Consider the following 12,059-nt stretch of genomic DNA (forward strand, 5'->3'; position numbering starts at 1 on the left):
TTCACTGTCATGTGTAAGTTGTGGTTCTTCTATAAAGGAGTCTTATTCTAACAATGAATCGGCCGTAGAAACCATACAGCAACGAGTAATGTTAGAGCTTCTGCCGCAGGAACGGCGAGCCATATTCCAGTCAAACCAAATTTCAAAGGCAGTACAATCAGAAATAAAAGTAATAGTAGGAATGAACGCAAAAATGTGATCAGACCGGAGAAATATCCTTTTCCATATGCCATCATTCGAATTGCAGCAAAAATATTAATTCCTGAAAATAGAAAACCAAGTCCATAAACTCTCATTCCGGACACTGCAATAGGAAATACAGGGCTGGATGTATCTGCGAAACAGGATACAGCAACTGGAGTAAGAAAGTAGGTCAGTGCATAAATGACGATTGGAGCTACTGCGAAAAAGCGATGAGCATAGCTTTCCAGTTTTCGGCAAATTCTTATTTTTCGGTCGCCATACGCATAACTCAGAGATGGTGCTATGCCCATAGAAAAACCAAAGTAGACACCGATAAACAAAAACTGCAGATACATGATGATGGAAACTGCGGCGACACCGTCTTCACCGGCAAAGGAGAGTGCAGTGCGGTTAAATACGATGGTTGTAACTGCAATAGCAAGTTGATTGACAAATTCGGATGCACCATTTATCATACAATGCATGGCTTCCCGCAAGGATAAGTTATGCAAGGTAAATGAAAGATACTTTTGTTTATGGATAAAATAATAAATTCCCATAGAAAATGACAATACCAGCCCAAGAATTGTTGCCAGTGCAGCACCGTAGATTCCCATTTGCATTTGTCCGACCAGAATATAGTCCAAAACGATATTCAAAATACCACCGGACAGTGCAGTTATAAAGCTATATGTGGGGGCACCGTCCACTCGGATAAAATATGTAAACAGTTCCTTACCGATTACGACGGGAGCTGCCAAAAGCCACCAACGTGCGTATGTTTTACACCCTGCAATTGTCACGGGGGTTGCACCGAGCATGGTCAGAATTGCTGAGAGATTCGTAAGAATCATCAGGGAAACGAGGCATCCAAGCAAAATAGCTGCAAAAGAACTGACAGAAAAGGAGCGGTCTGCTTCCTTTTTTCTGTTTCCTCCAATGTGCAAAGCTGTGACAGCGCTGCCGCCGGTAGCAAATACAAGTGCAATTCCGGTCAATACATTTACAATAGGATAAACAATGTTAATAGAAGCCAGTGCATTGGTTCCGACATATGTAGAAACAAAAATACCATCAATAATGGTATAGACTGTGTTAAATAATGATGTTAGATATGTCGGAACAATAAATTTTAATAGTTTTGTGAATTGAACTTCTTTTTCAGAAGCAAAAATTAAAGCATTTTCCATAAAAATTTCCTCCCTTGATGGAAGTATAAACCTTAAAGTAGCTTGAAGGTCAACGTGAAAAATAGTATAGTGGATAAATAGTAGTAAGTTTTAAAACCAGGAAGGGAAGAATCATGGATAAAAGATTTCAAATTGGAGAAATAGCCCGTTTTTTTGATATACCAGCATCTACATTTAGGTATTGGGAGGAGAAGGGGATTTTACATCCCGGAAAGAAAATTGAAAATCAATATCGGGAATATGCAATTGAAGATTTAATGACCATTTCAGATGTCATTTTTTATAAAAATCTTGGGTTAGAGTTAAAGGAAATTCGTGGAATGGATGCCGCAACGCCTGAGCAGCATGGAAAATTATTTTCTGAGAAACTTTTAGAATTGGAACATCAACAAGAACTGCTTGCACGTCGGATGGAGAAATTACGCTATCATATGAAGGCGTTGAAGACATTGGAGGAATTGAAAACACAGGTATATCAAGAGTCTGATATTGATACAGCTTGCATTGTATCTTTTGACTTGATTGAAAGGGACAAGCTGCGTCAGTATATTGAAAATCCATATCTTTATTCACGGGTGCAGCATACGCAAACACTTCCACAGGAACAACGTGGGCTTACTATACCAGCGGAAATGAGTTCTTTATTTCCAAAATCCAGTATTCTTTGGCAAAAAAAGGCAAATCGTTATGTAACTTTTTTGCTTAGGGAAGAAGTGACAGAGGGGTTTCCTAATAACCTGCACGAACACTTATCACGTATTCAGGAATCACACCGTACTGGTACAATCATCAGCCGCTTTTTGCTTTGTGCACAGGAAAACGGAAAGACATATGATTTCTATAAGACGTTTGTAGAAATCATATGAAAGAGCAACATTTATGGCAACTGTGAAAGCACTGACCGGTTACGAATGAGCTTTAAGAAGACCGAAATTCAAAGCAAGATGGAGAGTTTCGGTCTTTGAATTATTTATATAAATTTCTCCACTGTTTTGACGGTTCCTGTTTATCGCAATCATCACAGATCTGTGGCCAGTTGATTTTCCATTCAAAATATTCATCTCTGGTAATCTAGCTGGATTTCAGTTCTTCTTTTCTAATTGTCCATTCTTTCAAAAAATTATTAAGAATCCCATAATTAAACCATATGCCAACAGGTGGATGAGCAGGCCGACTATCGGAATTGTGGTAGCGTATAGAGGTATCGTTGCTGGAATTTGATTTTTCGTTAGGATAAGTCTCCAATTGAAAGAGATTAATCATTCCAGGATTAAATTCATCAATCCAGAACAAAATTTCCATTAGCTTAGAAGCATTCACCGTAGTTGGTTCATGGAGTGCTAGTGGGTTTACGTCCAGAATCTTAGCCATTTCTGTTACCAGATCTTTACGGGGGACCCGGTAGTTGGTTTCGTATTGGGCAAGACGGTTCGCACCCTGGCCCCAGCCAAGAGCTACACCGAGTTCTGCCTGTGTCATATTCCAGATAAGTTTCATGTGGAGAATGAGATGTCTAAAATGAATCTTCCAGAAACCGTACCTGCTGTGGTATAAACTATAAATTGTTGTCATAAAATGTGGTAAGAAAATCAGACGAATATTTTTTCACTCTGCAAACCCGAATGTTATATCATCACTTTGCTGCCAGATACTATAGACCTGATACAACATTGATCGGATTCCCTTCCATAAACTGCTTTATATTATCCGCCAGAATAGAAACCAACCGCTGTCTTGTCTCAAGTCCTTTCCATCCCATATGTGGCGTCAAAAGGACTTGATCCATAGTATAAAGAGGGCTGGCTTCTTCAGGTGGTTCAGTTTCCTGAACATCAAGTCCGGCTCCTGCAATCGTACCATTTTCCAATGCTTCTATAAGAGCAGCATCATCAATAAGAGCACCTCTTGAAGTATTAATAATAAATGCTGAGGGCTTCATAAGTGATAAAGACTCTTTGTTTATCATATGTTTTGTACTTTCCGTCAATGGACAGTGCATGGAAACATAATCACTATTCTTGAGTAATTCCTCAAGCGATACATAGCGGATCCCCTTCTCATCCTCTCTTGGTGTCCTGGTATATACAAGTATGTTCATATCCAAAGCCTGTGCGATCTGGATAACTTTCCTGCCAATGTGTCCTGCACCTATAATACCAAGTGTTTTTCCATTTACCTCAACATGCGGAACCTGAAGATTTCTGGTAAAATTGTCATGATTTCCGCATGCCAGCATCTTCATCTGTACCTGCATTGCAGAACTCAGATTCAATATCATCATGATCGCAGTATGTGCCACACGTTCTGTGCTGTATGCCGGAATATTGCAGACTGTAATCCCCTTCTTTCGTGCTGCTTCAAGATCAATGTTATTATATCCTGTACCTGCCTCGCAGATCAGTTTAACAGATTCCGGGAATTTCTGTATCATTTCTGCACTCACAGGCATCTCCTTTGTTACAATGATATTTGCACCCTGAATACGCTCTGACAGCTGCCGTTCTGTTGTATCATCATATACTGTAACATCAGAAGATAAAACGGAAAAATCCAGCTTCCCATCAAAATTCATTTTCTTTGCATTCAATACTACACATTTATCGTTCATACTATAAATTCCTCCTTGGTAAATTACTTCACGCTATCGGGATTGCACCTATTTATCAGTCGGCCATGATTTCCGAAGAGCCACATAGGATATTAAAAAGTTTGCAAACCAACCTGCCGGTACAGCAAGCCAGACAAATACAATGCCAAAACGCGGTGCACAAATCAAAGCAACTGACAGGCGGATCGCCAGGTTCACCATATTTGCAATAAGGAACGGGCGCATGATTCCAAGACCACGAAGAACCCCATCGGTTGCCATTTTGATTCCCATAAAGATGAAGAAGTAACCGAGCCATCTCATATAACCCTCGGATACCTGATAAGCTAGGACAGTTCCATCTTTACCAAGGAATAGCGAGGAAATCTGAGTATGCAATGTTTCAATGACTATAAAAGCAAGAACTGCAAAACATACATCTAACACCAGTGCAGCGTGATATCCTTTTTTGATCCGTTCAATTTTCTTTGCACCAAGATTCTGGGAAACATATGGGGAAACCGCATTGCCAATGGATACAAAAATCAATGAAAAAACATTCTCTACCCGCATCGTCGCCGCATACCCCGCAAGTGCCTGTGTACCGAAAGGATTTACAACAGCTTGTACAATCATCATACCGATGGACACTGTAGACTGCTGAAGAACCGAAGGTACAGCAATTTGAAGCATGGAATATAACTCCTGCCTGTCAAACCAATCAAAGCGACTTTTATATCGACGCATCCGGCTAAGGAAAAGAAAAAGTGAAAACACCGCAGAAATCCCCTGTGCTATAAGAGTCGCAAGGGCTGCACCAAACACACCGAGACCAAGTCCGGCCACCATCCAAAGATCCATAAAAATATTTAAGATTGACGAGAATACCAGGAGTCCCAGTGGGATTTTTGATTCACCAATGGAAGTGAACATGTTGGAAAGAATGTTATACATAAACAAAAACGGAAAGCCCACGAAATAGACCCGCAGATATAACACTGCATCATTCAGTATATCGCCGGGAGTTTGTAATACCCTCATCATCGAGTAGGAAAAGCAAAAGCCAAAAACACCAAGGATTATGCTTAGAATTAAAAAGCTAAACAAGGACGTTGACACGATGGTCTTCATTTTTCCATACTCCCTGGCACCGAAATAGCGACTCACGAGCACACCGGCACCGACACCTGCCCCCAGTGCCACACAAATAAAAACATTGGTCAGCGCTGCGCAGGCCCCGACAGCTGCAAGTGCAGAGGAGCCAACAAATTGGCCGACGATGATAGAGTCAGCCATATTGTATATTTGCTGAAAAAAACTGCCCAAAATCATTGGCATTGCAAAAAACGTCAATGCTTTAAGAGGCGTATCGGTGATCAAATATTCATCTTTTGACATTATCATATTCCTCCACAGCCTTTATAATTTCACTCATTCTTTCCTTCACCGGAATTTATTTTATGTATTCAAAATGCAAGTTTTAAGTTACGTTACGAAACAATTATATATAGTTACAGCTACTATGTCAAGCCAGCGTTTACTTTCAGCAACATAAATGATATGATATTTAAGAAAAATTACTATCCGGAGGATATTATTTTACAGGAGGGACACTTATGTACCTGAACGGTTTAGATGAACTGGATCAGAAGATCATCCAGTTGCTTATAGAAAATGCACGTATTTCTTACTCTGATATCGGTAAAGAAACCGGTATTTCCAGAGTGGCAGTAAAAGCCCGGATTCAGGCTCTGGAGAAAAAAGGCATAATTGAAGAATATACAACTATAATAAACCCTCAAAAGATCAGCGGTGCTGTTTCATGCTATTTTGAAATCGAGACAAAACCAGACCATCTGTCGCAGGTGACAGATATATTACATAATAATGATACCGTCACGCAGATTTACCGTGTCACAGGAAGAGACAAGCTGCATGTACATGCCGTAGCTTCATCAAGTGATGAAATGGAACACTTCCTGCACACAGTCATTGATACACTTCCCGGCGTTATCAGCTGCAGCTGCAATACAATCTTATCACGTATTAAAGATATTAAAGGATTACGGCTATAGAAGCCTGCATAAAAGACAAGATAAGGTGCTTATCAGCAAGTGTAAGCATAATTAATTTTCGCTGTAGTAGTTATTGACCTCTTGAGAAAGAGGATTGATGACGAAGCGTTTATTCAGCTTATATGGAAATTCCTAAAGGCAGGATATAAGCGAAAATGACTTTTGTGGAAACGAAAGTATCTTTATTTTTTTATGTGTATGCTTCCTATTGCGGAAATGAATGCTTGCAAAGTTGATAACTAATATTTTTTCATTATTACAGGTACAATAAGAACACGTAATAGCGGAAATGAGGTATAGTTATATCCGTACACCGATGAATGCATTACTTGGGTATAACCAGCTGATGAAAAAAGAACTGACAGATTCAAAACTGCTTCATTATCAGAGGGCGGTCGAACAGTCTGGAAATCTTTTGCTGGTAATTATCAATAATGTACTCGATATGGCTCGTATTGAAAGTGGCAGAGTGGAACTGGATGAAAGCTATGCCCGGATTGATCAGACAGTGGATGAGATAAAAAGTGTATTTGAACCTCAGGCTGATCAAAAAGGACTGAACCTTATATTTGAAACACAGGTGGAGCATCAGCATGTCCTGTGTGATATTACAAAAACAAAACAGATTCAGGTGAACCTGATCAGTAATGCAGTCAAATATACGCCGGCAGGAGGAACCGTTACGGTCGCTGTACAGGAGATTCCATGTGAACAAGAGAATTCTGTAAAAATTTAGATAGAGGTTCGTGATACAGGAATCGGAATGAGCAAAGAATTTCTGCCAACTCTGTTTGATTCTTTCTCAAGGGAGCGGAATACGACCGTTGGTAAAGTTGCAGGTACAGGTCTTGGGATGGCAATTGTAAAAAAATATGTGGATCTGATGGGCGGCAGCATAGACGTGAAAAGCGAACTGGGAAAAGGAACTGTGTTTACACTTATCCTGATACAAAAAAAGCTGATGAGAACTATTACGGGCAGAAAACATCAAAAACAGATGCCGCTGATATGGAAAGCAGTTTACGCGGAAAACATATTTTACTGGCAGAGGATAATGAGCTGAACGCAGAAATTGCAATTGCAATACTTGAAGAAACAGGGCTTATTATTGACCGGGTGGAAGATGGCATACAGTGTGTGGACAGGATAGAGCAGATGCCGGCCGGAACTTATGATATGATTTTGATGGATATCCAGATGCCAAATATGGACGGCTATGAGGCGACCAAATGTATCAGACATTTACAGGATATAAAAAAGGCAGAGATTCCGATTATTGCCATGACAGCAAATGCTTTTCAGGAGGATGCTGAAAAGTGTATTGCTGTTGGAATGAATGCACATCTGGCAAAACCTTTGGATATTGAGAAGGTGGAGCAGACTATCTGTAAACAGGTAAGAGATGCAAAAATGAAAAATAGAATATAGGATAGACGTATAAAAATGGAGCATATTAGTTTATGCTCTGTTTTTTGATTTCAATCATGAAGAATCATTTTTTATATTCTTTAACATCATATGCTTGGTACCAGAATGGAGCAGGTTGAGCCCGGTTTCCTTTGCAGCATTTGTAAGGGATATCCTGCCAGGCAAGATCAAATTCTCCGTCTGTCCTGACTTTCTGGATGTAAAGAATTTCCGGTACAATATCTTCATCTGTTGCGTAAATCCTGTGAATCGCGAAGCGTGTTACTGGGCACGGAGTAAACAGTAACCAAATAATTTCCACATATCTTAAATACGCATTGAGAAATTGCAACAGCTACAGTATAATAAAATGAACTGCACAGTAACGTGTCAGTACAGAGGAAAATCAAATTATGGAGTAGAAAAATGAAGGAATGTATCAACGAAACAATTATGGAAAAGTATGAATTCCGTAATATCAGACCAGAGGAGACAGATCAGGTGGTCAAAATCGAGCAGATATGTTTTCCGCCAAATGAAGCATGGAAGGTGACAAAAAAGTGAATGCACTTGAAACACTAAAAACTTATTTTGGATATGACACATTCAGAGAAGGGCAGGAGAAAATTGTAGAGGCTATCCTGACGAACAGAGATGTCCTTGCAATTATGCCAACAGGAGCAGGTAAATCCATCTGTTATCAGATTCCGGCACTGATACTTCCGGGCATCACGCTTGTGATTTCACCGCTGATCTCATTGATGCAGGATCAGGTAAAGGCGCTAAACGATGCAGGAATTCATGCGGCATTTATCAATTCTTCGCTTACAGAAAACCAGATTAGTAAAGCTTTGTATCTTGCAGCAAGTGGAAGATATAAAATTATCTATGTGGCTCCGGAGCGCCTGGAGAACTATGAATTTCTGGAGTTTGCCAGAAATGTAGAGATTTCCATGGTGACGGTGGATGAATCACATTGCATTTCTCAGTGGGGGCAGGACTTCCGGCCCAGCTATCTGAAAATCGTTGAGTTCGTAAAAAATCTTCCCAAACGACCTATCGTCAGTGCTTTTACCGCAACAGCGACAGAAGAAGTAAAGAATGATATTCTCTGCACACTGAGCCTTGCAGATCCTGAAGTGGTGATCACAGGATTTGATAGAAAGAATTTATATTACAGTGTTGAAAACATCCGCAGAAAAGACGAATTCATCATGGAGTACATAGAGAAACATCCAACAGAAAGTGGAATCATCTATTGCGCTACAAGAAAAAATGTGGACAATCTGTTTGAACTGCTTTTTAAAAGAGGAGTTCCTGTCACCAGATATCATGCCGGGCTTACCAATGAAACCAGGAAGAAGAATCAGGATGATTTTATCTATGACAGAACCCCTGTTATCATTGCGACGAATGCTTTCGGAATGGGAATTGACAAATCTAATGTGCGTTATGTGATTCATTACAATATGCCTCAGAGTATGGAGAATTATTACCAGGAAGCAGGACGTGCAGGCCGTGACGGAGAGAATTCGCAGTGTATTCTGCTTTTTTCATTGCAGGATGTCATGATTGACAGAATGCTTCTGGATAATAAAGATTTTTCTGATGTAGATGAGGAAGATGAGTATCTGATCAGACAGAGGGATATACGCCGGCTTCAGACGATGGAAGGGTATTGCAAGACAACCGGATGTCTGAGAAATTATATTCTGGAATATTTTGGAGAAAAGACTTCAGGTCCGTGCGATAACTGTGGAAATTGTCACAGAGAGTATCACGAAGTGGACATGACAGCAGAGGCAAAGTGGGTAGTCAATTGTGTCGCAGAGACCAGGGGGCGCTATGGATTGACAATAGTTCTCGGAACATTGATGGGGGCTAAAAGAGCCAGATTACGGGAACTTAGAACGGATCAATATAAATCTTATGGTGCTTTGAGCGGGCATAGCGAAGCAGAACTTAGGACACTAATCAGCCAGATGACAGAAATGGGTTATCTGTATCAGACACAGGAGAAATACAGTGTACTGAAACTTGGCAATATTACTCCGCTGAAAGATGAAAATATCCGCGTGATTATGCGTACATATGAAGAAAAAGAACCAGATAAGAAGAAAAAAATACAGAAAACAGTACGAAAACGAAGCACAGATGCACTTACTTCTGCTGGCTACGATTTGTTTGAAATACTGCGAAAATTGCGATTGGAAATTGCAAAAGAGGAATCCATGCCACCGTATATTATTTTCAGTGATAAAACATTAATTGATATGTGTGTGAAAAAGCCTTCTGATGAAGAAGAGATGTTGAATGTTTCAGGAGTGGGAGCGAATAAATTGAAAAAATACGGGCAGAGATTTTTAGAAGAAATTCAGAAATTTTGCACGGAGCGACCAGGAGTCACTTTGAGTATGACTGAAGAAGGAGAAGAGTGAAGAAACATGAGAAAAACGGAAGTATATAGAGTATTACGACAGGATATTATGCTTTTTCTTCAAAAATTTACAGAGCATTGAACAGTTAATCAAAAACTAGCAGCAGTGCCTGAAAATTAAAAATGTAATTTATAAAAAACTAAATAACCAGATATATAGCGAGACAGTAAAGTTGGTAAAATAGCGGCTTTACTGTTTTTTTGAAAAAATTTACCAATTTGTACTTGAAAACCAGATTAAAATAGTATAGAATAAAGCTAGAAACAAAGAGATGGATATTATAAAGATTTACAGAGCAAAATATATTATAAAAAAGTGAGGGCGTACAATGAAGATTACAGATACGATCAAGTATGTAGGTGTTAATGACCATCAGGTAGATTTATTCGAAGGACAGTATGCTGTACCGAATGGAATGGCATACAATTCCTATGTGATTCTCGATGAAAAAGTGGCAGTTATGGATACAGTAGATGCTAATTTCAAACATGAATGGCTGGACAATCTGGAGCAGGTACTGAATGGACGTAAACCGGATTATCTGATCGTTCAGCACATGGAACCGGATCACGCTGCAAATGTAGCAAATTTCCTGGAAGTATATCCTGGCACAACAGTAGTTGCCAATGCGAAAACATTTGTGATGATCAAGAATTTCTTCGGGTTAGATCTGGAAGGTCAGAAGCTGGAAGTAGAGAATGGTTCTACACTCAGCCTTGGAAATCATAATCTTACCTTTGTATTTGCGCCAATGGTACACTGGCCGGAAGTAATGGTAACCTATGACAGTACTGATAAAGTTCTGTTTTCCGCAGATGGATTTGGTAAATTCGGTGCGCTGGATGTAGAAGAAGACTGGGATGACGAAGCGAGAAGATATTTTATCGGTATCGTTGGTAAATATGGAGCACAGGTACAGAGACTTCTGAAAGTGGCAGCAACTCTGGATATTCAGGTAGTTTGTCCATTACACGGTCCTGTACTGACTGAGAATCTGGGTCATTATATCGGACTTTATGATACATGGTCTTCCTACACACCTGAGGAAGAAGGAATTGTAGTTGCCTATACTTCTGTATATGGACATACGAAAGATGCAGTTAATCAGTTTGTCCAGAAATTAAAAAGTAAAGGCTGCCCGAAAGTGGTTGTCTATGACCTTGCAAGAGACGATATGTCCCAGGCAATCAGCGATGCTTTCCGCTACAGTAAACTGGTGCTTGCAACAACTACCTATAATGCCGGAATCTATCCGTTTATGAATGACTTTATCACACGTCTGGTAGAGCATAATTTCCAGAACCGCACAGTAGGTCTGATTGAAAATGGTTCCTGGGCACCTTTGGCGGCAAAAGTAATGAAAGGTATGCTTTCCGAATGCAAAAAGATTAACTGGCTGGATACTACAGTGAAGATTATGTCTGCGGTAGATCAGGAAAACAGAGATCAGATGGAGGCAATGGCTTCCGAACTCTGCCAGGAATATATTGCAAAGAATGATGAACTGGCAAATAAGAATGATATGACTGCGTTATTCCGTATTGGATATGGATTATATGTGGTGACATCTAATGATGGAAAGAAAGATAACGGGCTGATCGTAAATACTGTTACCCAGCTGACAGATTCACCTTTCAGGGTTGCAGTTAACATCAATAAGACGAATTATTCCCATCATGTTATCAAACAGACAGGTGTGCTGAATGTAAACTGTCTCTCTGTAGAAGCACCATTTTCAGTATTTGAGCAGTTTGGATTCCAGAGTGGAAGAAGTGCGGATAAATTTGCCGGACAGAAAATAAACCGTTCTGACAACGGTCTGGTATTTCTTGATAAATACATTAACGCATTTATGTCCTTGAAAGTAGAACAGTATGTAGATCTTGGAACACATGGAATGTTCATCTGCAGCGTAACAGAGGCCAGAGTAGTCAGTGATCAGGAGACAATGAGCTATACTTACTATCAGAAGAACGTAAAACCAAAACCAGAGACAGAAGGCAAGAAAGGCTTTGTATGTAAAGTCTGCGGATATATCTACGAAGGCGACGAACTTCCGGAAGATTACATCTGCCCACTGTGCAAACATGGCGCAGTGGATTTCGAGCCGATTGGATGATGTTAAGGAAAATAACGGAAATGATAGAAAACAGGCGGTGTAAAAACCGTCTGTTTTTGT

The 12,059-nt window shown here is 39.9% G+C and carries 11 protein-coding genes and 1 pseudogene; 8 read left to right on the forward strand and 4 right to left on the reverse strand.

What is annotated here, in order from left to right; genetic code table 11:
* Window positions 1-47: 47 nt before the first annotated feature.
* Window positions 48-1,373 (reverse strand): MATE family efflux transporter, encoded by a 1,326-nt coding sequence (locus tag AC058W_RS06970; protein ID WP_479389875.1) that lies wholly within the window; start codon window positions 1,371-1,373, stop codon window positions 48-50.
* 113 nt (window positions 1,374-1,486) lie between these two features.
* Here AC058W_RS06970 and AC058W_RS06975 point away from each other — a divergent pair, with 113 nt between their 5' ends.
* On the forward strand, window positions 1,487-2,239 hold the full coding sequence (locus tag AC058W_RS06975) for a MerR family transcriptional regulator (protein WP_118137970.1): 753 nt from the start codon (window positions 1,487-1,489) through the stop codon (window positions 2,237-2,239).
* A 100-nt stretch (window positions 2,240-2,339) separates the two neighbouring features.
* Here the strand turns inward: AC058W_RS06975 and AC058W_RS06980 are convergent.
* The 3 genes and pseudogenes from AC058W_RS06980 to AC058W_RS06990 all read right to left on the reverse strand — a co-directional run bounded on the left by AC058W_RS06980 (window position 2,340) and on the right by AC058W_RS06990 (window position 5,358).
* Window positions 2,340-2,852: pseudogene (locus AC058W_RS06980) on the reverse strand (helix-turn-helix domain-containing protein).
* 172 nt (window positions 2,853-3,024) lie between these two features.
* Complete coding sequence (locus tag AC058W_RS06985) at window positions 3,025-3,981, reverse strand: 2-hydroxyacid dehydrogenase (RefSeq protein WP_118775096.1); 957 nt, start codon at window positions 3,979-3,981, stop codon at window positions 3,025-3,027.
* 48 nt (window positions 3,982-4,029) lie between these two features.
* The gene (locus AC058W_RS06990) at window positions 4,030-5,358 is read right to left on the reverse strand and encodes an MATE family efflux transporter (protein WP_479389876.1); all 1,329 of its coding nucleotides are present in this window, start codon (window positions 5,356-5,358) and stop codon (window positions 4,030-4,032) included.
* 218 nt (window positions 5,359-5,576) lie between these two features.
* Between AC058W_RS06990 and AC058W_RS06995 the strand changes: the two genes are divergently transcribed.
* The 7 genes from AC058W_RS06995 to AC058W_RS07025 all read left to right on the forward strand — a co-directional run bounded on the left by AC058W_RS06995 (window position 5,577) and on the right by AC058W_RS07025 (window position 11,999).
* Window positions 5,577-6,035: an Lrp/AsnC family transcriptional regulator gene (locus AC058W_RS06995; protein WP_117677391.1), complete on the forward strand. Its 459-nt coding sequence runs from the start codon at window positions 5,577-5,579 to the stop codon at window positions 6,033-6,035.
* Between the two features lie 289 nt (window positions 6,036-6,324).
* The gene (locus tag AC058W_RS07000; RefSeq protein ID WP_479389877.1) at window positions 6,325-6,771 is read left to right on the forward strand and encodes a sensor histidine kinase; all 447 of its coding nucleotides are present in this window, start codon (window positions 6,325-6,327) and stop codon (window positions 6,769-6,771) included.
* Between the two features lie 27 nt (window positions 6,772-6,798).
* On the forward strand, window positions 6,799-7,098 hold the full coding sequence (locus AC058W_RS07005; RefSeq protein WP_479389878.1) for a sensor histidine kinase: 300 nt from the start codon (window positions 6,799-6,801) through the stop codon (window positions 7,096-7,098).
* Window positions 7,044-7,463 carry a response regulator gene (locus AC058W_RS07010; protein ID WP_243103851.1) on the forward strand — a complete coding sequence of 140 codons (420 nt, stop codon included), beginning with the start codon at window positions 7,044-7,046 and terminating at the stop codon, window positions 7,461-7,463. Before AC058W_RS07005 ends, AC058W_RS07010 begins: the two co-directional genes overlap by 55 nt.
* A 405-nt stretch (window positions 7,464-7,868) precedes the next feature.
* Window positions 7,869-8,006, forward strand: coding sequence for a hypothetical protein (locus tag AC058W_RS07015; RefSeq protein ID WP_178761381.1), 138 nt, complete (start codon window positions 7,869-7,871; stop codon window positions 8,004-8,006).
* A complete protein-coding gene (gene recQ, locus AC058W_RS07020; RefSeq protein ID WP_479389879.1) occupies window positions 8,003-9,880 on the forward strand; it encodes a DNA helicase RecQ in 1,878 nt (625 codons plus the stop codon). Before AC058W_RS07015 ends, recQ begins: the two co-directional genes overlap by 4 nt.
* A gap of 328 nt (window positions 9,881-10,208) precedes the next feature.
* Window positions 10,209-11,999, forward strand: a complete 1,791-nt coding sequence (locus AC058W_RS07025; RefSeq protein ID WP_117677388.1) for a flavin reductase — start codon at window positions 10,209-10,211, stop codon at window positions 11,997-11,999.
* Window positions 12,000-12,059: the final 60 nt, after the last annotated feature.

The organism is Blautia sp. CGZ-1-C1 (genome assembly GCF_056504575.1).